Genomic DNA, 23,485 nt, shown 5'->3' on the forward strand with positions numbered 1-23,485 from the left:
CGGCCTCCGGGCGCCCTGCCTGCGGTGATCTGCTGGAGAGAGCACCCCGACGACAGAGCGAAGCCCCACCGGCGGCCGCCGTGCCCCTGCGGCCATCGCCTGCCGGTCCCTGCTTCCCATCGAATCCCACAAGGAAGGGCGTTTCTCGTGCGTACCTGGCTGATCACTGGCTGCTCCACCGGCTTCGGCCGCGAGCTGGCCCGCACCGTCCTGGCCTGCGGTGACCGCGCGGTCGTCACCGCCCGCAACACCGACCAGATCAAGGATCTCTGCGACGGAGCGGAGGGCCGGGCCCTCGGCCTGCCGCTGGACGTCACCCTCCCCGAGCAGATCGAGGTGGCCGTCGCCACGGCGCAGGAGGAGTTCGGCGGCATCGACGTCCTGGTCAACAACGCCGGCATCGGCTACTTCGCCGCGGTCGAGGAGTCCACCGACGACGAGATCCGCCGCATGTTCGAGATCAACCTTTTCGGCCTGGCCGCGCTCACCCGCGCCGTCCTGCCGGGCATGCGCCGGCGCCGCACCGGCACGATCGTGAACTTCTCCTCCGTCGGCGGGCTGCGCGCCTTCCCCGCCGTCGGCTACTACAACGCCACCAAGTTCGCCGTCGAGGGCCTGTCCGAGGCCCTGTGGCAGGAAGTCGCGCCGCTGGGTATCAAGGTGCTGCTGGCCGAACCCGGCCCCTTCCGCACCCACTGGGCCGGCCGCTCCGCCAACGAGACCCTGCCCGAGCACGAGATCGCCGACTACGCCGACACCGCCGGCGCCGCCCGCGCCTCCTTCCGGCAGAACACCGGCAACGAGCCCGGCGACCCCACCCTCGCCGCCGAAGCGATCTTCACCGCGGTCACCGCCGACAACCCGCCCCACCGCCTCCTCCTCGGCAGCCCGGCCTACGACATGGCCCTGGCCAAGCTCGACGAGATGCGCACCGAATTCACCGCCTGGGAGGACCTCACGCGCAGCGCCGACTTCCCCGTCCAGAACTGAGCCACCCACACCTTCCCCGCGCGGGGAAGCCCCCAGGGCGGGGAAGATGCGGGCCGACCCAGGCCCGCACAGACTCGCTGGAAAGGGAGGCGGGGCGCCGAACAGGAACACACATCCTGGGCGCCCCGCCCGCCGATCCCGACAGGAACGGAGCACCATGTCCCCCCACAAGACTCTCCGCGTCGCCGTGACCGGCTGCAATGGCAAGGTCGGAGAACATGCCGTCGACGCCCTGCTGGCCGCCGGCCACGAGGTGGTCGGCATCGACAGGCAACCGCCCGGCCGCGACGACATCCTCTCGATCGTCGCCGACCTCACCGACTACGGGCAGACCTTCGACGCCCTGGGCTCGATCGGCTGGGACATCCTCGGCGACACCGTCGACCACGCCTTCGACGTCGTCGTCCACCTCGCTGCCATCCCCCACCCCCGCATGTTCAGCAATGCGGAGACCTTCAAGAACAACGTCACCGCCGCCTATAACGTCTTCGAAGCCTGCCACCGGCTCGGTCTGCGCGACATCGTCGTGGCTTCCAGCGAGACGGTCCTGGGCGTGCCCTTCGACGACACGGTCACCTACCTGCCGCTTGACGAGGACTCCCCGCGCCGGGGCCGCAACGCCTACGGCCTCAGCAAGCTCGTCATCGAGCAGATCGCCGAGGAGTACGCCAAGAACGACCCCGAGCTGCGGGTCAGCGCCCTGCGCCTGTCCTACGTCCAGAACGAGGATGAGTACGCCGAGTACCCGGGCTTTGCCGACAAGATCGACGAGCGGATCTGGGACCTGTGGTCCTACATCGACGGCCGCGACACCGGCACCGCGATCGAAAAGGCCCTGCACTACGAGCCCCGCGGGTTCGAGACGTTCCTCATCGTCGCCGACGACACCGTCATGCCCATCCCCACCCCCGAACTCCTCGCAGCACGCTTCCCCCACGTGCCCGTCAAGGGCGAACTCGGCGACCGGAGCCCCCTGCTTTCCAACGAGGCCGCGAAACAGCGCCTGGGCTTCCATCCCCGCCACAGCTGGCGCGACCACGTCCGCTCCCAAGACTGACCCGATCCGACGGGTTGCGACCGATCCCCGGGCCCTCGTCGAGGTGATCGGCCACGGTCGTGTACGTCCGGGGATCCGCGTCTGCACGATCTCGTGGCCATCGGCGCGGAGCTGGGCAACGGCGGCGTCGATGTACTTCGTGGTCCACAGCACGATGGCGTTGAGGATCAGGCCGAGCGAGCCGAGCTGGTCCTCCATGCCGTCGCGGTACGCCTGGTGGATGGTGCCGCGCTTGCCATGAGCCGGGACAGCCGATGAATCCGGTCAGTCTCCAAGTCCACCTGCGAAAGATCGGCGTCCCACCGCAGCGCGGCAGGACCGCCGCGATCCGCCAACTCGTCCTCCAAGCCCCGGCCCCCGTCATCGCGAAGGCGCTCGGCTACCACGACAAGACCACCACCCGCCTGGTCACCGAAGCCGGCGGAACCTGGAGCCGATACGCCCCCGGTGACCACAGCCGATAGTGCCTACAAGTAGCCGGGCTCACCCGTTTCCACGAATCGGGCTACGGACCTGCGGAGGAGATCAAGGAACTCCGGCAGATCATTGGCGACCCTGTCGAACTCCGCCTCGTCCAGGGAAGCCGTCCGGGACCGGTGGATCGCGCCGCCCCAGTCGGCGACGAACAGGATGCCCCCTCCGTCCGAGCCGATCACCATGCCGTGAGGATCATCAGCTTCCGGGATGAAGACATAGCCCTCCTCTGCGAGCCGGTGCAGAACATCACGCGCCGAGTGGATGAAGTAGCCATTGCCCACATCCGACAGGACAACCTCGCCGATGGACTCGTAGAACGTCAGCAGATCATCGAACCCCAGAGACTCCCGGGCGTAGTCACGGGCAGCACAACGGTCGTCCGCATCGGCGACGCGAACCTCATTGCCGCCGGGCGCGAAGCCGTGCGTCTCCTCGAAGGTCGAAACCATCGTGCTCAACGCGTCCGTGATCTCCTCACGCCATCGCGATAACCAAGCAGCTGAGTACGGGAGCCGATCCATGGTCCAGATCATTCCACCCCCACCACAGAGACCCTCCCGGGGTTCGAGCTGCCTTCAACCCGCACCGGCAACACCCAAAGTGACGAGTCACTCCTTCGTCGCTGGCATACGCGACTCGATGACATGCGGGCTTACCAGTCCCAAGGCCGGCCCAGGGCGGCAGGATCGCCGAGGAGAACCGCTTACGTTCGCCCGTGGCCTCGTCGATGCGCTTGTCGTTCACGCGCGGGGCCTTGACCTCGACGACTCCGGGGGATGTGGTGACCTTCCGCGGCTGGTGATGGCCGTTGACGCACGACCAGGCGGTGACCGCTCTCGTCCCGCTCACCGGCCAACTCGGCTATGTACGCGCTGACTTCCGCCTCCAGGGCGGCGTCCAACATTCGCCTCGTGCCCTCGCGGACGATCTCGTCGATCAGGGAGCCGTTTGGCGTGGAACCATCAGCATTGACCACCGTGAGCACGGGCGTGCCTTCCCGACCGGCGCTGCGAACGCCGGCCTACTCGGTGACCTTCAATCGATCACTCGGCAAGGTACGCCCTTCGCGTGCCACCCGAGCCCCGATCCACAGGTCTTGAGCATTACTCCCGCCTGGGCCTCGCGCTGAACACCGTCAAGCGCTACGCCCGCGCCGCCGAACCCGAGGAGTTGGAGGAGATCCGGCTCGCCGAGCGGGAGATCGTCGAGGCGATCGGGAACTACCGCACCGTGCTCAAGCACATCGACGAGGGCGGCCCGGCCCAGGAGGCCCTCACGAAGGCCGCGGCCATGACCGCCGAAGTCCGCCAGGCCCTTCAGGGCCTGGACGAGGAGGCGCCCGTGGACGAGGTCGCGACGCGGCTTGAGGGCAGGGTCACCCCGGCGGTCCTGCTCGGCGTCGTCCAGTTCAGCGGTGCGCAGGACGTCCCCGGAGGAGATCCCCGATCTCGTCGGGACGCTGTGGCGACAGACCAGGCACGGGCCATGATCGCTTGTGTATGCGGGCGGAGCTGCCGCTGATCATGTCGTGCGGATCGGTCCAGCACGGTGGGTTCCGGTAAGCAGAGCTTCGGCATGCTTGCGGAAAGCGGTGACCAGACGGCTGCGGTCGCCGGTGCGCGTGGCGAGTACGACCTGGCTCGGTTCGACCCCGTGCAACGGGACGGTGGTGAGGCTGGGATGCAGGCCGGTCGCGTGGTCGAGGGGCGGCCCGATGGCCACGGCCTGCCCGGCGGCGATGAGTTCGTGTTTGTCCTCAAGGGCTTCGACCAGGGGGCCGTCGGGCGCGGGCCGCCCGTCGGGCCGGGGATCGAGCCGCCAGTAGGCGTTCAGCAACGGGTCGGACTGGCGTACGTGGGGGATCGGCTCATCGGCGATGTCGCCGAGGGTGACCGACTCCTTGCCGGCCAGACGGTGGTCCCGGGGCACGACCAGTACGCGCGGTTCGTCGTATAGGACGGTGACGCGCAGCTGGTCAGTGGGGAACGGCAGGCGCGTCACCACCGCGTCGACGCGGTGCTCCAGCAGCGCGCCGCGCGAGTCGTTCCAGGCGAGCAGGCGGGTGTGGACCTCGGCATCGGGATTGCGGTCGAGCAGGGCGCGCACGGCCGGAGTGATGACCAGCCCCTTGGTGTAGCCGATGGTGATGCTGCTGGGCCGGGCTGCGGCCCGGGTGCGGGCCATCGCCTCGACCGCGGCGCGCAGCACCCCCTGGGCCCGGGGCAGGAAAACCTCGCCGGCCTCGCTGAGCCGGGTGCCGCGCGTGGTGCGGTCGAGCAGGCGGACGCCCACTTGCTGTTCGAGGCGGCGGATCTGCCGGCTCAGCGACGGTTGGGTGGTGTGCAGCGCTTCGGCGGCACGGCCGAAATGCTGGTACTCGGCGACCACCGTGAAGCACTGCACCAGCCGGAGGTCGAGGTCCACGGGTGCGGGGAAACGTTCGGACACAACCCCACTCTAGCTGGCTTTATACGCAGCCTGTATTACATGTGTCGGAACAATCATTGGACTGCGCGCTCGTCGCGGCCGCACCGTGTGACCATGACATCGGATAGCGTGACACCGTTTCGTATCGACATTCCGGACAGTGCCCTGGAGGATCTGAAGGACCGGCTCCACCGGGTACGCCTTGCCGGCCGGGAGACAGCGCCGGACAGCAGCCAGGGGGTGCAGCGGGAGCGCCTTGAGGGGCTGCTGGAGTACTGGGCCACCGGGTACGACTGGCGCGATCTGGAGCGGCGACTCAACGAGCTGGGCCAGTTCCGCACGACCATCGACGGTCTCGGCCTCCACTTCATGCACGTACGCTCACCCCGCCCCGACGCCACCCCCCTGTTGCTGCTGCACGGATGGCCGGGCTCGTTCCTGGAGTTCCTCAAGACCGTCGGCCCGCTCACCGAGCACGGCTTCCACCTCATCGTCCCCTCGATGCCCGGCTACGGCTTCTCCGACCAACCCGCCTCGACAGGCTGGGGCCCGGACCGGATCGCCCGCGCGTACGGCGTGCTCATGCGGCGCCTCGGTTATGACTCCTACCTGGCCCAGGGCGGCGACTGGGGCGGTGTCGTCGCGACCCGCATGGGGGCGCAGCGCCTGACGGGCCTGCGGGCGATCCACGTCAACTTCCCTGAGTTCCTCGCCGCACCACCGGTCGGCGACGCCCCGACCCCTGAGGAGAAGGCCGCACTCGAACAGGGCAGCCGCTTCTTCGCCGTCCATTCCGGATACCACGTCGTGCAGCGCACCCGGCCGCAGACCATCGGCTACGCCCTGACCGACTCCCCGGCCGGGCAGGCCGCCTGGATCTACGAGAAGTTCCTCGACTGGGCCCGGCCGGACGCCCTCACCCCCGACGAGATCCTCGACCACATCTCCCTGTACTGGTTCACCGGCACCGCTGCTTCCTCCGCCCGCCTGTACTGGGAGTACGCCCGGCAGCCGCTCGCTCTGAGCGAGCTGGACCTTCCCGTCGGGGTCAGCGTCTTCCCGGACGAACTGACGCGTACCCCGCGCATCTGGGCCGAGCGCGCCTATCACGACCTGCGCTACTTCAACGACGACATCCCCGCGGGGGGCCACTTCGCCGCCCTGGAGCAGCCTGAGCTGTTCGTCGAGGAGATCGTCAAGTTCGCGCGGACGGTGGCCGCATGAAGACGGTCGTGATCACCGGGGGCACGGACGGCATCGGGCGCGGCCTCGCCCGTATCTACCTCGAGCGTGGGGGCCAGGTCGTGGTCGTCGGGACCGACAAGGCCAAGGCCGAGCCCGGCGCCTGGTTGATCCGGGCCGACCTGGAGCTCATTGACGAGAACAGGCGGCTGATCAACCGGCTCTCCGCCGAGCTCGACACGATCGACGTCCTCGTCCTGGGTGCCCGGTTCCAGCGCTCCAGGCGTACGGAGACCGCCGACGGCCTGGAGTCCAACTTCGCGCTGACCTACCTCAGCCGTTTCCTGCTCAGCCACGGCCTGGCCGGCCTACTCGGCCGCGCCGCGGATCCGGTCGTGCTCAACTTCGGCGGCGCCGGGCGTTTCGGGCCCCCACGTTGGGACGACCTTCAGCAGCGGACGCAGTACCACGGCCTCACCGCGATGATCCAGGCCGGGATCCTCAACGCTGCGCTCGCGGTCGACTTCGTCGGCCGTCACCCCGCCATCCGGTACGTGAACACCTTCCCCGGCACCGTCGCCACGAGCTTCGCCGGCGACTACGACGAGGCCGAGGCCGCGCAGATCGGCCGTCTTCGCGCGACCGGTAAATCCGTGGAGACCGCCGTCAAGGAGATCCTGCCGTTCCTGGATTCCGGCGCCCCGGGCCACCCCGTCGCCGTGAGCGAGGGAAACGCCGTCCCCCTGAACCCTCAGGCATCCTCCCTCGCCGACGCGCGGCGGCTCTACGACTACACCCGGGAGGTGCTTGCCCGATGAAGTGGGTCAGCTACCGCTCCGCCGACGGCTCCACGCGCTGCGGCGTGGTGCACGACAACAGGATCCGCGCCATGGGCTTGGGCCTGTTGGAGCTTCTGCGCGCCGAAGGCGGGCTGGAGGCCGCCGCAACCAGAGAACCGTCTGAGATCGTCGAGCTGGCTACGGCCGACCTGCTGGCGCCGATACCTGTGCCCCCGGCGGTCCGGGACTTTGCCGCGTTCGAACGTCACATCAGTAACGCGGGTAAGGCAGCCGTTGGCGACGGCAGGGTCAGCCCGGTCTGGTACGAGTATCCGCTCTTCTACTTCTCCAACCCGGCGGCGATCAAGGGACCGCACGACGAGGTCCCCATCGCCCCGGGCGCTCAGTTGTGGGACTACGAGGTCGAGGTCGCCGCGGTGATCGCCGGGGACTGCTCGAACCTTGACGCCGCCACGGCGGAGAATCACATCGCCGGCTACCTGGTCTACTGCGACTGGAGCGCACGCGATATCTCCGCGAGCGAGATGGGGTTCGTGTACGGCCCGTCCAAGAGCAAAGACGCCTCGACCAGCCTCGGCCCGTTCCTCGTCACCCCCGACGAACTGGAGCCCTACCGCTCGGGCAAGGGCTATGCCCTGCGGATGGACGGGTACGTCAACGATGAGCATTACGGCGGCGGCAGCTGGGACGAGATCCACTGGTCGTTCGGCGAGATGCTGGCGCACGCGTCGCGCGGCACCCTTCTGCGAGCCGGTGACATCCTCGCCAGCGGCCCCGTGGGCACCGGCTGCATCCAGGAGTTGTCCGGCCGCCGCCGCTACTTGGCACCGGGAGACACGGTCCGGATCGAAGTGCAGGAACTCGGCGCGATCTCCGCACGGATCACCGTGCCAGAGCCGTCCTGACGTACCGGATGCACCAAAAACGATCTTGACCCCTCCACTTGTCGGGAGACCACCGAAATGCATCTCGCCAGCACCTTCGCTCGCGCTGACATGGATCTGAACGCCGTCCGCAAGGTCAGCCTCACCATCAACGCGACGCACCTGTTCGTCTACTTCATCCCCGAGGCACCGGAAGAGGCCGCCAAGCTGGGCGTAACCGAGTACGGACCGGCGTACTTCGCGTTCCGGTCGGCCCCGATGGGCGCAGTCCCATGGCAGGTCACACTCGCGGCCTTCTACAACTTCAGCCCGCGGTCGGTGCAGGTCATGGCAGGCGTGTGGGACACAGCGACGCCACAGGAGTGGCAGGCTGCTCGCTTCGCAGCCGTCGATCGTGCGTTGCAGCGCGTCGACGTGAGCCTCACCGCCGATCAGATCGCCGAGGCACGATCGCTGATCGACCCGGTCGTCGCGAGCGCCGACTACGCCGGGAAGACGATGGCTGCCGCCAACGCCTCGGTCCCCCTCCCAGCCGATCCGCTCGTCGCGCTATGGCAGCAGATCACGGTGCTGCGCGAGTGGCGCGGCGACGCGCATGTCACCGTGCTCGCCGCCAACGACCTCGGGCCGTGTGACTGCAACGTTCTGCAAACCGCGACAGGTCACTTCCCGGAAGCGATCGCGCGTGCCACCCGGCTGTGGGACGACGAGGAGGTGGCTGCGGCAACAACACGCCTCGTCGCTCGCGGCTGGCTCAACGCCGACGGCACCGCTACCGATGCCGGCATCGCGGCGCGCGAGCAGATCGAGGTCGAGACCGACGAGCACTGCGCGGCGCTGTGGACGCCGATCGGCGACGCCAACATCCGTCGCCTCACCTCGCTCATCATGCCGATCCACGACGCGTTCACCGCAGCCAGAACATACCCCTTCCGCGTGGAGAGGGGAGACACGCAGTCCGCCGATCCGGAGGCCGCCAGGTAGGCCCCGTTCTCGGGTAACCGCGACGAACGGACAGTAGCAGGGTGACGCTGAGGGCCGAACCGGGCGCGGGGGCCGACGGCACACCGATCATCGGTAGCAGCGATTCCGCTTATCGGACGTCCGGTGCGACTGACGGCTCGCCAGCGCGGTGCCGCAGTAAACGCCGGATTCAGAAGCCGTTGCCGTATGGATCATGAGGTCGGTTGAGGTCGAACATCGCGCTTGTGCGGGTGATCTTCTCCGACGGGTGCATAAAGGCAGGGCCTCCGGTGCAGCACGAGGGTTGCGAAGCCAACTCGAGTGCAGGGAGGCCCTGTTGTTCCCGTCTCGCGTAATCGTGCCTGTCGCGTACAACTCCCGCGTGTCGGCGTGTGATTGTCTCGCGCACCGGTTCGGGAACGCGGCTGACCGGCCGGAGCGGGTGCGGCGGTATCCGTCCGATATGACAGATTCGGAGTGGGTGGTGGTGCGGGACGCGCTCCCGGTGCCGGCCTGCCTGGAGGGCCGGGGCGGGCAGCCGGAGGGCTACTGCCACCGGCAGATGCTGGATGCGATCCGCTATGTCACCGACAACGGGATCAAGTGGCGTGCGATGCCCGCGGACTTCCCGGACTGGGACCGGGCGTATGCCTTCTTCCGCAGGTGGCGGAAGAAGGGCCCGGCCAGGGAGTTTCACGACCGGCTGCGCGGCCGGGTCCGCACGGCCGAGGGGCGCGAGGCGGAGCCGGCCGCGGCGGTCATCGACTCGCAGTCGGTCAAGGGCGCGGCCTCGGTTCCCGCCGCGTCACGCGGTTACGACGGCGGCAAGAAGACATCCGATGCGAAGAACGTGTCAAGCGGCCAGGGCAAGACGGGGTTCTCGCGAGGTCGGGGTGTTCCTGCGGCCGGCCTTCTTCAGCACGGCCCGCAACTGCACCCGGGGCAGCTTGGCTGCCTGGCGCGGGGTCGACGCCGCGGCCAGGAGCACGCGGGCTATGGGGTGATAGATGCCCTCGCGGCGGTGCCCGACGGCGGCCAGATAGCTGGGGAAGTACTCGCGCAGGTGGGAGGTCAGCTTGTTGCCAGCCTGGGTTCGGTCCCAGACGGCGTCCTGCTGGGCACGGGCAAGGACCGCGACGGCCTGGACCACCTCCGAGTCTGTGGGAAGCACACGGTGAGCGGCGGCATCGGTGCGGAGAATGTTCGCCAGCACCATGGCGTCCAGGTGGTCGGACTTCTTGCGAGAGACTGTGTGACGCTCCCGGTACCGGGCGGCGGCCATCGGGTCGATGGCGTAGATGGGGCGGCCCGTTGCCCGAAGGCAGGCAACCAGAAGACCGCGGGAGGTCTCAATGGCTGCTGGGATTGGATCCTGCGGACTATCTCCGTGCTCGGCGAGCAGCTGAAGCAGCTGGTCGAGCCCTTCCGCAGAGTCATCGATGCGAGCGCGGGCCAGTAGCGATCCCGATTCGTCGACGACGGCTATGTCGTGGTGGTCGCTGGCCCAGTCGATGCCGCAGAACGCTCTCACTCGCCTCACGCTTCCTCATCGAACCTATGTTGTGGCTGGTCACAGCCGTGCAGGGCATGCGTCCCTCTAATGGAAGTGCTCGATGGCCCGACATCCGATTAGCCGTTCATGACCCCAGCGACCTGCGGGGCCCTCGGTCTTGATCGGAGCTGGTGGCTCCCGAGCACATAAGAGGTAGTCGCCGCAGGGGGCTTGGACCACGATCATCATCGGTGATCAAGTGGGCCCTCGATGTCCACGGCGAGCGCCAGCACACGTCAGTCTTCTTTGAGGACGCAAGGTCCGGATCAACGGAGGACGTCGCGCTGACGCCGGCGATCGGCATCGAGAAGGTGTTTTAACGAGTTCAACTCCCGCCCATTAGATCAACGGAAGGCGCCGGCACGTCATCACGGACAGCCTCGGCCTGCTGTCGATGGTGCTGGTATGTGCCGCGGACGTCACCGACCGGCAGGCCGCCCGCGGCATGCTTCCCCGTCTGCGGGCCCGGTTCACCAGGATCACGCTTGTGTGGTCCGACGGCGGCTACTTCGGCCGCCTCGTCACCTGGGCGAAGAAGCTGCAGCTCACCCTGCAGATCGGCAAACGCAGTGACGACATGACAGGGTTCGTGGTGCTGCCGAGAAGGTGGGTGGTGGAGCGCACGATGGCTGATGCGTTCGCGCCGCCTGGTGCGGGACTTCGAGACGCTGCCCGCGTCCAGCGAGGCGTTCATCTACTTCTCGCAGGCCATGCTCATGAGCCGCCGCCTCGCCCGCCGGACCGCTCGTCCGCGACCCAAACAGTCACGGTGGACTGCTGCGGCATGAACCGGCCTGACGGCGACACTGTCAGCCACTCCCGCTCGACCAACCGTTTCGCCCTGGAGCGCACCCCTTCGATCTTCGCCGGCACCAACTCCAGGCCCAGCCGGGCCGCGAGTTCCTTCGCCGGCACCCCCGCGTCGCTGTCGCCACCGGACTCCACCAACTCCACGATCCGCCGGTAGTCCGGCGCAAGTGCCTCCAGCGTCAGGCCCTGACGCCACCGCGGCACCAGCGCCCCCGGGACCGGGACCTTCTCCACCTCTACCGATGCTTCCCGCGGGCCGGGAACCACCGCATCCGCCTCCTCGACCGGAGCCACCAGGGCCCCGGCCAGCTCCGCACAAGCGATCGCCCTCCGCTCCAACACCGCCTCCGCCTCACCGAGTTCAGCAAGGACCCGGTCCGCTTCCGCCTGAAGCTCCTCCACCCGCCCCCCGGGCAGCGGATTCCCGTTCCTCCACCAACCCCATCACCGATGTCACCGCTCAACTCCGCATCACCGAGAACGAACTGATCGTCCGAGCCCTCCCGCAACGACACCAGGACCATGCCTGAACAGCGGAAACCCAACGATCAGATCCGGAAAGACAACGGCTTCTAACTTCCGCGTCAAAGGACAAGGATGCGAGGTCTCAGTTACGTCGTTGTCTTTGTCCCGTGCCATCGAATCTGCACCGTTTGCCATCGAAGTTGGACGACCGGTGGTTTCGTAGGAGCGAAGTCGGACGGGGCCGGCGGCTCAGATTCTGCTCGGTCACTGCGCCTGATTCTTGACTTCCGTCTCGGGATCATCCTGCTCAGGTAGATGCCGAACGACCTGTTCCGCGCCGGTCGTGGCGCCCGCCCCGAGCGGTACGGCGGCGATGCGCCCGGTTGTCTGCCGGCACTCCGGATCGCGGTCGGTGTGCTCACACGCGTTGGTCAGAGCCTTGGCCGATGGGGTGGCACCGCGGCTGAGCAGGTGTCGCACCATGGGTATCTGTCCGAACCCAGCCGCCCAGTCGAGGGCCGTCTTGCGCTTCATCACCGCGTTGACATCCGCCCCGTGGTCCAGCAACAGATCTACCGTCTCCGGGTACCCCTCGTTCCCAGCCGTGGCTGCCAGCACCAGCGGCACCCATCCCATCCTGCCCTGTGCTCCGGTACGGGCGCCGGCATCGAGGAGAGCCCCCACGACTGCCGTGTGCCCACGGATCGCTGCCAGGCACAGCGGCGTCGACTCCTCGTACTCACCCGCCCGCTGCTCCGGATCGGCTCCCGCAGCAATGAGCAGACGGACGACATCGGCATGTCCCCGCCCCGCCGCCACATCCAGCGCCGTACGCCCGCCCGTGCCCGGCACGTCCACCGCAGCACCCAGCTCCAGCTGCCGCGCTACCGAAATCACGTCGCCGGCGTCTGCCGACCGCACCAGTTGATCCGCCACGTCCATATCCCGATCATTCCGCGTATCCGGACCGAGGGAACAACCGAGGGAACAACTGGGGCGCTCAACCCTCCGACTGCCGGTCGTCCAACTTCGATGGCAAGCGATCCAGGTTCGATGACACGGACAGTCTTCGCGAATTACGTCGTCTCGCCTACGGTCGCCTTCATGAGCAGCGACGGTGTAGTGGTGGATGAGGCGGTCCGTGCGGCGTGGGACACCTACCGGGTCCTGGAGAAGCGGACGCCCGCCAAGGAGCGCCAGAAAGCGCAGCAGCGGGTGAAGGCCGTGATGGACTCCGTCGGGCGTGAGGAAGTCTCCCGGGGCACGGTGTTCCTGGTGGGCGTGCTGACCGGGTACCTGATCGCCGAGCCGCCTGGCGGCGGGAAGCAGCTCGACCCGCTCAACGACCTCATCCCCACCGTGATCCGCAAGCTGCCCACCTTCGAGATGGCCGACCCGGAGCAGGTGCCGATGGCCACCGGGGTCCTCATGGCCGCCGCCATGGGCATGGACACCGTGGCCTGGCGCGATCATTTCGGGACGATTCCGCCGAAGGAGGCCATGGTCCACGGCTTTGTGCTGTGGCTGCTCGCCGACCTCTTCGACTCCCTGGCCGAAAAGCCTGGAACGATCGACCAGTTGATGCGCGAGACCTTCGAGACCATGGGCACCGACGACCGCTGACGTCGGACTCAGCTCTGCTTGATGATCCGGGCGATGTCGAAGGGTACTTCCTCTGCCAGGCGGAACAGCGGCTCCAGGATGCCCTCGTACACCGGTCGGTGCGGGGTGGGCAGTGCTGGGTGAGCAGCGACAGGAAACAGACCCACGTACGCCTCGCCCCCGACGTCCTCGCCGCAGGCAAAGACGCCGCCGCCCGAGGCCTCGACTTCAACCGTTACGTGGAACGACTCATCGCCGAAGACACCACCGGCGCCCGCGCGCCGCCGGCATGGCCGCCGCCCAGCGCACCCTCGACCAGCACGGCGACTTCCTCGACCACCTGGAACACGACCTCGACCACAACCACGGCCACTCCCCCGCGCAGACCCACCGGGGCGCCGCTGCGTGAGCATGTCCCTCCACGTCGACCTCTCCTGGATCCTCGAGGTCGCCGAACGCGCCGGACACCGCGACCCGGCCCCCGACGACCTCGGCGTCCCCATCGCAGCAGTGGAGCGCCACCGCGCCGAACTTCTCGAACAGCCCGTCTACGGCGGCCCGTTCGCCCGCGCCGCCGCCCTCGTGCACACCCTGGGCCGCTGCCGCTGGCTGGAACGCTCCAACCTCACCGTCGCCTGCGCCGTCGCCGTCATGTACCTCAACGCCAGCAACATCCCCGTCAACCCCACCCGCGACCAACTCACCGCCCTCGCCCAGCACCTGTACGACCCACGCTGCACCGCAACCACCATCGCCGAACAACTCCGCACCTGGCGATAACCCTCCCCGCCCCAGACTCCTCGGGACGCGACTTCACGAAGGTGTGGGGCAAGACGAAGCGCCCGCACCCTCCCCGGGCATGGGCCCTTCGTCGTTGCCGGCCGACGAGCGGACGGGCCGGGATGTCAGTGCCCCCTGCCACGATGCTCGGATGCCTGCAGACCCGCCTCAACACCCTTCGCACCGCGATCCCGTGCGCACCCGGCTGCTGGACACGCTGCACGCGCTCGAGCCGTGGGACGACCAGGAACGCGCCCATCTGAAGACCGCGTCACAGTGGGCCGACAGCGGGGCGCCCCTCCACCGGACCCGGAAGCCGGACGTGCCCGCGATGCACCTGGTGAGCTACTTCGCCGTCCAGGACGAGGCCCGCCAGGAGCTGCTCCTGGTCGCGCACCGCAAGGCCGGCCTGTGGCTGCCGGCCGGCGGCCATGTGGAGCCCGGAGAGGACCCGTGGAACACCGTGGTCCGCGAATCCCGCGAGGAACTCCACACGGACGCCGCCGCCTCACCCCTCGCTGGGGAGCAGCCACTCTTCGTCACTGTGACGCCGACCCGCGGCCCGGGCTCGCACACCGACGTCTCCCTCTGGTACCTGCTGAGCGCCGACCGGAACAGCATCACCTCCTACGACGAGCGCGAGTTCGACGGCATCCGGTGGCTGACCGAGAAGCAGGTACTCATCGAGCCATCGACGCGGCTGGACCCGCACATGCATCGCTTCATCCGCAAGCTGCAGCACCGCAGAAGCCAGTGCTGAACAGCGGGGTCCGGGCACGAGGGGCGAGGGAAGCCTCGGTGAGCGATCAAGCATAGGGATTTGGGCTCACGCCAGCCGTTGCAGGCGCGGAGGACGAGGACGGCTGGGGACGATCGGTCAGATCCGGCTGGCGCAGGGCATGACGCAGAGGGGAAAGCCCTCGGCATCGGCGGCAGACTCTCGCAGAGAGACCAAGAGGTTGCCAATGGATTGTGCCAAGTACGAGATAAAAGCCGAGTACACGCGGCTACGGCAGCGCCTCGTGGCCTGCTCTGCAGAGGGAGAGCTGAGGAATCCAGATGCTTGAGCCGCTGATCGCGGCTGCGGTGGTGCAGCACGAGGGTCAGGTATTGCTGGTCCGCCGGGCTGTCCCGGCGGGCGATCTCGTCTGGCAGTTCCCCGCCGGGAAGATCGACCCGGGCGAGGCTCCCGAACGGGCGGCTGCGCGGGAGGCGTTGGAGGAGGCGGGTGTCGTCGTCGAACCGGTCGCCACGATCGGTGAGCGGGTGCATCCGGTGACCGGCCTGCGGGTGACGTATGTGATGTGCCGCTGGTTGTGGGGCGAGGCTCGGCCGGCGTCGCTGCGGGAGGTGTCGGCGGCAGAGTGGGTATCGCTGGACGAGTTGGCCCTGCGGATCCCCGGCGGCGTGTACGGGCCCGTGTGGGAGTACCTGGCAGGGCCCGCCCTCCCCTGATATGAGCCGCCCAGTCACAGCTTGTGATTGCCGGTGGTGCTGTGGCGAGGCTGCTGGTCACTATGCGAAGTGGTTGCCGCGGAGCGCTTGTTGTATGCACTTACTTGGTGTTTATTGTGATCTTCCTGTGGCGTATCAGTGAAGAACACGCCTAGTTGGTGCGGCCCGACGACCCGCCTCACACCGGACCGTCGTGCACTCGACCCGAGCACCGCGCTGCCGCCCAGAGGTGAAGCTGTCAGGCCATGACCTATGCGGGCCGCCGATGGCGGTGCGCGAAGGGGTTCGGGTCGAGACTCAGCAGAAGGTTAGATGCGCGCAAACGACGAAGGGTTGTGCGGCTCGCGCCGGCGCTGACCAGCGTCACCGCACTGGCCCTGATGGCCGGGCTCGCCGTACAGCCTGGCGCCCTGACGCCTAAACAGGGTGACCGCACGGCCAAGGTCGGCCAGGACTTGTACGAGACCACGGCCGATGAGCAGCTCCGGCAGGACCAGTGCCTGATGAACGGGGTGCTGCAGCTCGGCGGCACGACGATGGCCGCGCAGGTGCAGGATGCCCTGAACCAGACGCCGGACGCCCTGCACACGCCGGCCGACAGCGACTACTGGGAAGACACCCCGCTCAGCAAGGCCTACGACAGTGATCACGCCACCGCCGACAAGGCGATGGACGACATCGAAACGCAGATGAGCGGGTGGCAGTCCAAGCTCGCCGGTCTGGACACGCCCGGCGGGTTCACCGACGCGAACTTCCACTGACCGCCCGGATCAACAGGCGACGACAAGAAGGGCTTCTACGCTCAGACCGGTCTCGGTCAGTGGTATGCCGACCGGTTCTGGAAAAGCGAGGGCGACTTCTACGAGGACCCCACCCCGCTCGCCGACACGGCGACGAAGAACGCGGTGACGGCTCTTGGTGCCCCGCTCTATGGCGGCGAGACGGACGGCACGAGCCCTGACTATGAACGGCACCAGGCGTACGACTACCTCACGGACCGGAGCCTGGAGCCGACAGGCGCGGACAACGCCCGTATCTTCCTGGAGTCGGGCGACTTCCCGTCGTCAGCGCCGCAGCCGGACAGCGCCGAATTCCGGATCGCGGTCGAGAACCTCAAGACCCGGTCCGCCGCCTGCGCGTGGCGTGACCCGATCGACCCCGACGAAGTTCTGGGGCAGGAGCAGAGCACGGCCGCGGCCGAGTGGCAGCAGGAGATCACCTCTCAGGCCACCCAGCGCAACGAGATCCTCAACTCCAACACCACCGCGACCTCGGCCCTGGTCGAGGCTTCGAAGACCCTGGGCAACATGCTCGGCTACTCGTGGGTGGCCGACCACATAGTCCGTTGGCAGTCCTACTGGTCGGCGGGCGGTGCCGGCAGCGGCGAGGCATTCAAGCCCGGCGCGGCACAGTTCCTCCAGGCCAAGAGGAACCTCGTCAGTGCGCAGGTGCTCGTAAAGAGTCAGTTGGCGGTACTCAAGCAGCGGCAGACGACGGCCAACTCGGCGGTGACCGCCAGCGACACCGCGGTGCAGAAGGCGTACACCATCGCTGACGCGAACGGGGCGCCGCGCGGCCGCGGTCTCCTGGTCGCGCAGCAAAAGGCCCAGGTCACGCACGGCATCAAGGCCGCGGTGGACGCGATGGTCATCGCAGGCACGACGGCGGAGGCGGCCACGCGCGCCTCCTCCGCCGACAGCGCCACGATCGCGCAGCGCGCCATCGCGCAGGCCGCGCAGTCCAAGGCCGAGTTCCGCAAGGAGTCCGCGCAGTACGCCGAGCTCCAGACCAAGTGGGCCGCGGCATCGGCGAAGCAGCACCGGGACAACGCCAAGGCGGACAAGGAGACCGCCGAGGACAAACTGCAGGAGGCCCTGACCGCCGAAGGCGACGCCAAGGCCGTCGCGGAGGACGCGCACAAGAAGCGCCTGGCGGCCGAGTCTGAAGAGAAGACGGCCAAGGCGGAGAAGGAGACAGCGGCCGCCAAGCAGGCGGAGGCCGCCCGGCACCGCAAGGACGCCGAGGGCTACAACACCACGGCGCAGGACGCCAAGAAGAAGGCCGAGACCGCGGCTGGCACCGCCTCGACGAAGCGCAAGGACGCGGAGACGGCGCGCGACGACGCCAAGGCCAAGCGGGACGACGCGTGGGACGCCGAGCAGAAGGCGGATGCCGCCCGTGCGAAGGCGGACGCGAAGGGCGCCTACGCCGACTCGCTGGACGCGGGCGATGCGGCAACCGCCGCGCGCGCGGCAGCCGATGAGGCGGACCGCCAGGCCACCACTGCGGAAACGGCGGCGAAGAACGCCCGCGCCTCGGCCGACGCCGCCACCCAGGCGGCAGAAGACGCGGACGCCGCGGCCACCCGCGCGGAGGCGGCCGCCAGCCGCGCCCGTGCGGATTCGGATGCGGCGCAGGCCGACAAGCTGGTGGCCGATGCCGCGGTGCGCACCGCGACCAGTGCGGCCGCCGACGCGATCGCCGCGTCCAAGCACGCGGCGGCCGAGGCGGCGCTGGCGTCAAGGACGCCGCCGAGGCCCAGAAGCACGCCAAGGAGGCCAGGACCCAGGCCAACGAGGCACTGAAGCAGTCCGTCATCGCACGGGTGGCGGCGGTCAAGGCGGCCGGCTTCGCGTACACGACGGCCCAGGTGGCGGTCGATGCCCGCCAGTCCGCGGCGCTCGTCGCGAACCCGGCCAACGACGCCATCCAGCTCGGCTCCCCCTACCTCACCACCGACTCCGCAGCCGGTCTCGTCGTGCTGGCCGGACAGGGCGCGAAGTCCATCGCCGAGCAGCAGGCTGCGGTCGCCGACGCCCACGCCAAGAACGCCGTGAAGGAAGCGGCCCTCGCCAAGACTCTGGCCGACAAGGCATCGGCCGACGCCAAGGCAGCCCTCCAGGCAGCGGCCGGAGCGGCCGGTTACGCCGCCGAAGCCCGCGGCTACGCCAAGGAGGCCCTCGGCTACTCCGCCGACGCCGCCCTGGCCGCATCCAAGGCAACCCAGTCCCTGACCCGCACCATCGAATACGACCGCCAGGCCACCGCCGACGCAGCCGCCGCCGATGCAGCAGCAGGCCGCGCCGAGGGCTACGCCACCGACGCCCGCAACTCCGCCGACGAAGCGGCCCTCGACGCCGAAGCCGCCCGCAACGCCGCCTCCCACACGTGCCACCGGTCGCTGACTTGCACCGCGTCGGGCAGGGCGCGACGGATGGCCTCGGCGTAGGTCGCCGAGCCGTCTCGGCAGACGGTCTCGATGCCCGGATGCTCGCGCAGCCATGCCTCCAAGGTGTCGGCCGTGCGGCCGGGCAGCACATCGATCCGCTCGTGCGTCTCGGCGTCGATGATCACGGTGGCGTAGCGGTGTCGTCGGCGCAGTGCGAAGTCGTCGACACCGATCACACGGGGTACCCGCCCGGTGGGAGGCGGGATCCGCAGCAGGGTACGCAAGGCCGTGTGACGCGACAGGCCCACCGACAGTATCGCCAGTAGACGCGCACCCGCCCGGCCCGCTAACTCCTGGACCGCAGCCTCGACTTGGCCGGTCAGACGGGTCGTACGTCGTTGGTATCGGTCCAGCACGCCGGGCACCTGCTCGCGCAAGGTGTGGCGGCAGCCGCGCGTGGGACACACCAGACGCCGCACCCGCACGCGGACCACCACCCGTCGTTCGTCGACCGGCACATCCGCGACGGTCCGCCAGTGATAGCCGTGCACGCGTTCCGACGAGGCACCGCACACCGGGCAGACCGCAGTGTGCCGCGGAGTCCGTGCCCTCACCACGATCCGCACACCCTCGTCGACCACATCCTCGATGACTAGCGGAGACAGGCCCGAAAAGACCGTCTGCACCAGCTCGTTGACATCCTTCACACGAATTCCAACGAGTCACGGCAACGCTCCGTTACCACCGAAAATGAGACAGGGCCGTTAAGTTGACACACCCCTTCTTCGCGTCTGCCGCGGGTGTCACGATCGGTGACCGTTCCGGCGTGGTCGTCCCCATGCCCTGACTGACGCGGCCCCTTCGGGGGACTTGGAGGGCCGTTGTCTCAACCGGCCGTGTCAACGGGCCCGGCTCCCTTTCCTGGTGCGGCGAGCCACTGGGCGGCGATGTCCGTGACGATCGCGCCGCCCCGGTCGCTCAGGTGGATGTGGTCCACGAGCAGTTGGAGGTCGTTGCCACGGGCCACTTGGTCCCAGCTGCGCCGGAGCAGGTGGTGCTCGGCAGCCGCGGCGTAGGCAAGGGCGAAGCTGAAGTCGTACGGCGTCCCGTCGCCATCGTGTCGGCGGAGGAAGTCGGTCATCTGCTCGTGGACGGGCAGGTAGGTCACGTCGGCGCGGGACGCTGTCGCCTTGATCGCCGCGTTGTACGCGCGGAGCCTCTGGTTGAGGGCGGCGTCGAGGTCCTCGCCGAGTGGTGGCAGGGACATGAGTCCGATCCGGGCGGAGCTCCGGGTCTTGATGCTGTCGACGATCGCGCCGAGGTTGTTCTCGTACTCCTTGACGGGTACGCCGTTGCGGACGTCGTTGGTGCCGATCAGGAGGGTGACCGCGGCCGGTTGGCACGCCGTTATATCCGTGTCGACCCGCTCTCGCAGATCTGCGCTGGTGTTGCCGTTGACACCGGCGTTGACGAACTCGTAGCGCCGTGACTCGGGGCGGTCGCGAAGCGCGCCGACCCAGTCCGCACCTTGGCTGCCCTGGGTGATGCTGGCGCCCGCCGCGACCACGACGGGTCTTTCGCCCGGCTCGCGCCCGTCGGCGCAGGCTTCGGCCGGAGAGTTGGCGGGCGACCGGAGGAACGCGAGGTATCCGACGGCTCCCGCGGTGCCGAGGAGGCCGGTGAGCAGCAGGGACAGGGCGATGACGACGCGCTTGCGGGTGCTCCATTTCTTCATGATCAGTACTCCAGGACGCCGGTGTGGACGATGACCGCCGGGGAGGCCGGCCGGCGTAGGAGGTGTTGCCCGGTGTGGCTGGTCGGACCGGAGAAGGTCGTGCGCATGCTGCCTCCAGGGGGTTAGTGAACACTAGCCCCTATCGTGTCTAGTGTTCACTAACCTGTCAATCAGCGAGGAGGGGCGGCGTGAGCACACGGGAGCGAATCCTCGACGCGGCCGCGGGGATCCTGCGGACGCGCGGCGTCGCACAGGCCACGACCAAGGAGATCGCGCACTCTTCAGGGGTTTCGGAACCCACGCTCTACAAGTACTTCGGAGACAAGGAGCGACTCCTGCTCGCCGTTCTCGAGGAGCGGGTGCCCGGCCTCTCCCGGGTCTCGGTCCGCCCTGGCGAAGGCGACGTGGAGGAGAATCTGGCCGAACTTGCGCACGCGGCCCTGGACTTCTACCAGGAGTCCATCGCGATGCTGGGCGCACTGCTCGCTGATCTCCAGCGGCTGGCAGAACACCGGGTGGCCATGAGCCGGCACGGCGGGGGCCCCGACAAGGCGGTCGCGGGTTTCGCCGCCTATCTGAGGGCCGAACAGGCGCTTGGGCGCGTGGCTTTGGAAGCCGACCCGGACGCGTCCGCGTCCCTGCTGATCGGCGCATGCTTCCACGAGGCGTTCCTGCGCCACTACGCCGAAGGCCCGGGGGCCGCCGCCGCCCCGCGCGCGACTGCGGAGGCCCTTGTTCGAGCGGTGGTCCGTCCCCTTCGGTGACCCCTTATAACGAGCAAGGGGCCACGGTGTCCACCCTCCGGGCGGCGCGCTGCTACGGTCGTCCGGACATCGCCTTCGTCCCGTTCGATGACGCACCACCCGTCGAAGGCGCGCTGATGTGGCGCAAGGACTACGACTCGGCCGAACTTCAGGCGTTCATCGAGATCCTCCTCGGCCTCAACAGCGCTCCATGAGACACGCTGCGACCGCTGAACGCTGCGCTTGCCCTACGGTCCGGCCGAGGGTTCGAGCCGAACCGCCGCAGCACCGTCCGGCGGTTCCCGCAAGTCAACTCGTCTCGCTCTGACTTGCCTGCCTGCTGGACAGTTGCTGGTTTCCGATGACCGCCAGCAATTGCAGCTTGTCGTGGCTTTCCGTACCGGGCGTCGCCGTGAACGTGAGAAGGGCGTGTTCCTGGTCGGGGTCGAGGAGTAGCTGGCAGTGGAGGGTGAGTTCTCCGACCTCAGGATGGATCAGGCGTTTCTCGTCGGTGAAGCCGAGACCGATTTGGTGATCGTTCCAGATGGCCGCGAACTCCGTGCTCTCGTCGAGAAGTTGACGAGCGAGTGCGGCGGCTTGCCCGTGCGGGCCCTGCTGGGTCGCGACGCGACGTAGTTGGGCGGTGAAGACGCGCCCGTTGGCCGCGTGGTCGGCTGCGGGGTAGATCAGCCTCGATGAGGGGTCGGTGAACCACCTGTAGACGTTACTTCTGGCCAGGCCGGTGTAGTGGGTCTGTTGACCGAAGAGCGCCACGGCGGGCGGCGTCTGGACGAGGGTCTCGCCGAGGCTGCCCATGATCTGTGCGGGGGTGTCCTGAAGCCGGTCGAGGATGCGCATGAGCCCTGGACCGATGTGCTCGCTGCGAAGGGCGCGTCGGGGTGTGCCCAGGCCGGTGAGCAGGAAGAGGTGATCGCGTTCCGCCAGGGACAGGCGCAGCCCGCGTGAGATCGCCGCGGCCATCTGCTCCGAGGGCCGGGGGCCCTTCCCTCGTTCGAGGCGGGCGTAGTAGTCGGTGGACATGCCGGACAGTTCGGCGACTTCTTCCCGGCGCAGTCCACGCGTGCGTCGCCGGGGGCCCCGCGGCAGCCCGACGTCTTCGGGTTGCAGGGCCTCACGGCGGCTCCGGAGGAATTCCGCGAGTTCCAAGCGGTCCATGATCTCTCTTCCCGCAACGCTGAGGTACTGCTGTCTCCCTCGCCAGTATCGCGCCGGGATACGAGGGCTATCCACGGCCTGCCGGTCAGTGGATAAGGGAGCCCTGGTTCCGTGCCGCCGAGCCCGGTCGACTGGGTGCCGTCGGCCCCAAGGCCGCAGAAGGCGAGCGCGGCCCCCTCGACCGGCCTGCGCCGGAGAGACGGGAAGCACCATGACGAAATGGACCACAGCCGATCTGCCCGACATGTCGGGACGCACCGTGGTGATCACGGGTGCTTCGGGCGGTATCGGCCTGATCACCGCGCGAGAACTCGCCCGGGCGGGGGCGAACGTCGTCCTCGCCGTCCGGACGGTGAGCAAGGGTCACAAGGCCGCCGCCACGATCCCGGGACGCACCGAGGTCCGCGAACTGGACGTGTCCGACCTCGCCTCGGTCCGGCGATTCGCGAGCGAGTGGACGGGCCCGATCGACGTCCTGATCAACAACGCGGGAATCATGAACGTACCGCCGGCCCGCACCGCCGACGGGTTCGAATCACAGATGGCGACCAACTACATCGGGCCGTTCGCGCTGACCAACCTGCTCCTGCCCCACATCACGGACCGGGTCGTCTCCGTGTCCTCACAGCTGCACCGGCTGGGCAAGCCGCATGCAGAGGACCTGACCGCACAAAACCGGCCCTACAAGGCCCTGAACGCCTACTACGACTCGAAGCTGAACGTCGTCCTGTTCTCCACCGAACTGCAACGGCGCCTCACCGCGTTGGGCAGTACGGTCAAGTCGATCGTCGCGCACCCCGGCATCGCCTCCACGAACCTGGTCAGTCACACCTTCTCCGGCAGGGTGATGTTCAGCTCTCTGAGGTTCCTGCTCAACGATGCCGAGCACGGTGCCCTGCCGTCGCTCTTCGCCGCGACCCAGGACATCCCAGGCAACTCCTACGTAGGCCCGAACGGGCTCGGCAGCATCAAGGGCCATCCCACGATCCGCAAGCCTGCCACCGCCGGCCTCGACCCCAGGACGGCCACGCGACTGTGGGCCCACACCGCCCAACTGACCGGCACCGGAACGCAGTTGCCCGCTATCGCCTGACGACGCGCTCCTGGCACCGCCCCTTCCTCAGCTCGGCAGGGGTGCGCAACCGCGCCGGCCTGATCCTGGGCTTCCACGCCGTCGAGGGTTGCCGGACAGCCGGCGGGCCTTGTCGGGGTCGGCGA

At 68.4% G+C, this 23,485-nt stretch carries 22 protein-coding genes and 7 pseudogenes; 19 read left to right on the top strand and 10 right to left on the bottom strand.

Features of this window, described 5'->3' with window-relative positions:
- Nucleotides 1-147: 147 nt before the first annotated feature.
- On the top strand, nt 148-990 hold the full coding sequence (locus tag ACIREE_RS38490) for an oxidoreductase (RefSeq protein WP_404163348.1): 843 nt from the start codon (nt 148-150) through the stop codon (nt 988-990).
- Nucleotides 991-1,147: 157 nt separating this feature from the next.
- A complete protein-coding gene (locus tag ACIREE_RS38495) occupies nt 1,148-2,047 on the top strand; it encodes an NAD-dependent epimerase/dehydratase family protein (protein ID WP_404163350.1) in 900 nt (299 codons plus the stop codon).
- Between the two features lie 87 nt (nt 2,048-2,134).
- Here ACIREE_RS38495 and ACIREE_RS38500 read toward each other — a convergent pair.
- Nucleotides 2,135-2,287 (bottom strand): annotated as a pseudogene (locus ACIREE_RS38500) (Tn3 family transposase); the annotation flags it as partial.
- A 14-nt stretch (nt 2,288-2,301) separates the two neighbouring features.
- Between ACIREE_RS38500 and ACIREE_RS38505 the strand changes: the two are divergent.
- The gene (locus tag ACIREE_RS38505; protein ID WP_404163353.1) at nt 2,302-2,511 is read left to right on the top strand and encodes a hypothetical protein; all 210 of its coding nucleotides are present in this window, start codon (nt 2,302-2,304) and stop codon (nt 2,509-2,511) included.
- Nucleotides 2,512-2,514: 3 nt separating this feature from the next.
- On the opposite strand, the gene ACIREE_RS38510 is transcribed toward ACIREE_RS38505, so the two are convergent.
- Complete coding sequence (locus tag ACIREE_RS38510; protein ID WP_404163441.1) at nt 2,515-2,973, bottom strand: SMI1/KNR4 family protein; 459 nt, start codon at nt 2,971-2,973, stop codon at nt 2,515-2,517.
- A gap of 220 nt (nt 2,974-3,193) precedes the next feature.
- A pseudogene (locus ACIREE_RS38515) lies at nt 3,194-3,509 on the bottom strand (transposase); the annotation flags it as partial.
- An 83-nt stretch (nt 3,510-3,592) separates the two neighbouring features.
- Between ACIREE_RS38515 and ACIREE_RS38520 the strand changes: the two are divergent.
- Nucleotides 3,593-4,045, top strand: a complete 453-nt coding sequence (locus tag ACIREE_RS38520; protein WP_404163356.1) for a hypothetical protein — start codon at nt 3,593-3,595, stop codon at nt 4,043-4,045.
- Here ACIREE_RS38520 and ACIREE_RS38525 read toward each other — a convergent pair whose 3' ends face one another.
- The gene (locus ACIREE_RS38525) at nt 4,046-4,972 is read right to left on the bottom strand and encodes a LysR family transcriptional regulator (RefSeq protein ID WP_329823996.1); all 927 of its coding nucleotides are present in this window, start codon (nt 4,970-4,972) and stop codon (nt 4,046-4,048) included.
- A gap of 93 nt (nt 4,973-5,065) precedes the next feature.
- Here ACIREE_RS38525 and ACIREE_RS38530 point away from each other — a divergent pair, with 93 nt between their 5' ends.
- The 5 genes and pseudogenes from ACIREE_RS38530 to ACIREE_RS38550 form a co-directional block, all read left to right on the top strand.
- Complete coding sequence (locus ACIREE_RS38530; RefSeq protein WP_404163359.1) at nt 5,066-6,175, top strand: epoxide hydrolase family protein; 1,110 nt, start codon at nt 5,066-5,068, stop codon at nt 6,173-6,175.
- Nucleotides 6,172-6,951 carry an SDR family NAD(P)-dependent oxidoreductase gene (locus tag ACIREE_RS38535; RefSeq protein ID WP_404163362.1) on the top strand — a complete coding sequence of 260 codons (780 nt, stop codon included), beginning with the start codon at nt 6,172-6,174 and terminating at the stop codon, nt 6,949-6,951. The genes ACIREE_RS38530 and ACIREE_RS38535 overlap by 4 nt, the downstream gene beginning before the upstream one ends.
- The gene (locus ACIREE_RS38540) at nt 6,948-7,838 is read left to right on the top strand and encodes a fumarylacetoacetate hydrolase family protein (RefSeq protein WP_404163365.1); all 891 of its coding nucleotides are present in this window, start codon (nt 6,948-6,950) and stop codon (nt 7,836-7,838) included. Before ACIREE_RS38535 ends, ACIREE_RS38540 begins: the two co-directional genes overlap by 4 nt.
- A gap of 57 nt (nt 7,839-7,895) precedes the next feature.
- Nucleotides 7,896-8,801 carry a hypothetical protein gene (locus tag ACIREE_RS38545; RefSeq protein WP_404163368.1) on the top strand — a complete coding sequence of 302 codons (906 nt, stop codon included), beginning with the start codon at nt 7,896-7,898 and terminating at the stop codon, nt 8,799-8,801.
- Between the two features lie 442 nt (nt 8,802-9,243).
- Nucleotides 9,244-9,411: pseudogene (locus ACIREE_RS38550) on the top strand (transposase); the annotation flags it as partial.
- Between the two features lie 237 nt (nt 9,412-9,648).
- On the opposite strand, the pseudogene ACIREE_RS38555 reads toward ACIREE_RS38550, so the two are convergent.
- Nucleotides 9,649-10,311, bottom strand: a pseudogene (locus tag ACIREE_RS38555) (IS110 family transposase); the annotation flags it as partial.
- Nucleotides 10,312-10,726: 415 nt separating this feature from the next.
- Between ACIREE_RS38555 and ACIREE_RS38560 the strand changes: the two are divergent.
- Nucleotides 10,727-10,906: pseudogene (locus ACIREE_RS38560) on the top strand (IS5/IS1182 family transposase); the annotation flags it as partial.
- Between the two features lie 140 nt (nt 10,907-11,046).
- On the opposite strand, the gene ACIREE_RS38565 reads toward ACIREE_RS38560, so the two are convergent.
- Nucleotides 11,047-11,544, bottom strand: coding sequence for a hypothetical protein (locus ACIREE_RS38565; RefSeq protein ID WP_404163454.1), 498 nt, complete (start codon nt 11,542-11,544; stop codon nt 11,047-11,049).
- A gap of 327 nt (nt 11,545-11,871) precedes the next feature.
- The gene (locus ACIREE_RS38570) at nt 11,872-12,549 is read right to left on the bottom strand and encodes an ankyrin repeat domain-containing protein (protein ID WP_404163371.1); all 678 of its coding nucleotides are present in this window, start codon (nt 12,547-12,549) and stop codon (nt 11,872-11,874) included.
- Nucleotides 12,550-12,711: 162 nt separating this feature from the next.
- Here ACIREE_RS38570 and ACIREE_RS38575 point away from each other — a divergent pair, with 162 nt between their 5' ends.
- The 6 genes and pseudogenes from ACIREE_RS38575 to ACIREE_RS38600 all read left to right on the top strand — a co-directional run.
- Nucleotides 12,712-13,230 carry a hypothetical protein gene (locus ACIREE_RS38575; protein ID WP_404163373.1) on the top strand — a complete coding sequence of 173 codons (519 nt, stop codon included), beginning with the start codon at nt 12,712-12,714 and terminating at the stop codon, nt 13,228-13,230.
- Nucleotides 13,231-13,620: 390 nt separating this feature from the next.
- Nucleotides 13,621-13,989, top strand: a complete 369-nt coding sequence (locus ACIREE_RS38580; protein WP_404163443.1) for a fic family toxin-antitoxin system, toxin component — start codon at nt 13,621-13,623, stop codon at nt 13,987-13,989.
- 151 nt (nt 13,990-14,140) lie between these two features.
- The gene (locus ACIREE_RS38585; protein WP_404163376.1) at nt 14,141-14,749 is read left to right on the top strand and encodes an NUDIX domain-containing protein; all 609 of its coding nucleotides are present in this window, start codon (nt 14,141-14,143) and stop codon (nt 14,747-14,749) included.
- Nucleotides 14,750-15,048: 299 nt separating this feature from the next.
- Nucleotides 15,049-15,444 carry an NUDIX hydrolase gene (locus ACIREE_RS38590; protein WP_404163379.1) on the top strand — a complete coding sequence of 132 codons (396 nt, stop codon included), beginning with the start codon at nt 15,049-15,051 and terminating at the stop codon, nt 15,442-15,444.
- Between the two features lie 335 nt (nt 15,445-15,779).
- On the top strand, nt 15,780-16,205 hold the full coding sequence (locus ACIREE_RS38595) for a hypothetical protein (protein ID WP_404163382.1): 426 nt from the start codon (nt 15,780-15,782) through the stop codon (nt 16,203-16,205).
- A 162-nt stretch (nt 16,206-16,367) separates the two neighbouring features.
- Nucleotides 16,368-18,607 (top strand): annotated as a pseudogene (locus ACIREE_RS38600) (hypothetical protein); the annotation flags it as partial.
- Here ACIREE_RS38600 and ACIREE_RS38605 read toward each other — a convergent pair.
- Nucleotides 18,562-19,326 (bottom strand): annotated as a pseudogene (locus ACIREE_RS38605) (ISL3 family transposase); the annotation flags it as partial. The pseudogenes ACIREE_RS38600 and ACIREE_RS38605 sit on opposite strands and share 46 nt — an antisense overlap.
- 173 nt (nt 19,327-19,499) lie before the next feature.
- Entirely contained in the window at nt 19,500-20,348 is an 849-nt protein-coding gene (locus ACIREE_RS38610; protein ID WP_404163384.1) for an SGNH/GDSL hydrolase family protein, read from the bottom strand.
- Between the two features lie 188 nt (nt 20,349-20,536).
- Here ACIREE_RS38610 and ACIREE_RS38615 point away from each other — a divergent pair, with 188 nt between their 5' ends.
- Nucleotides 20,537-21,112, top strand: coding sequence for a TetR/AcrR family transcriptional regulator (locus ACIREE_RS38615; protein WP_404163387.1), 576 nt, complete (start codon nt 20,537-20,539; stop codon nt 21,110-21,112).
- Between the two features lie 26 nt (nt 21,113-21,138).
- A complete protein-coding gene (locus ACIREE_RS38620; protein WP_404163389.1) occupies nt 21,139-21,306 on the top strand; it encodes a hypothetical protein in 168 nt (55 codons plus the stop codon).
- Nucleotides 21,307-21,400: 94 nt separating this feature from the next.
- Here the strand turns inward: ACIREE_RS38620 and ACIREE_RS38625 are convergent, their stop codons facing one another.
- Nucleotides 21,401-22,267, bottom strand: a complete 867-nt coding sequence (locus ACIREE_RS38625; protein ID WP_404163392.1) for a helix-turn-helix transcriptional regulator — start codon at nt 22,265-22,267, stop codon at nt 21,401-21,403.
- A gap of 211 nt (nt 22,268-22,478) precedes the next feature.
- Here ACIREE_RS38625 and ACIREE_RS38630 point away from each other — a divergent pair, with 211 nt between their 5' ends.
- Nucleotides 22,479-23,360 (top strand): SDR family NAD(P)-dependent oxidoreductase, encoded by an 882-nt coding sequence (locus ACIREE_RS38630; RefSeq protein WP_404163395.1) that lies wholly within the window; start codon nt 22,479-22,481, stop codon nt 23,358-23,360.
- Nucleotides 23,361-23,485 lie beyond the last annotated feature (125 nt).

It is taken from the genome of Streptomyces sp. NPDC102467, assembly GCF_044765445.1.
Classification (GTDB): Bacteria; Actinomycetota; Actinomycetes; order Streptomycetales; family Streptomycetaceae; genus Streptomyces.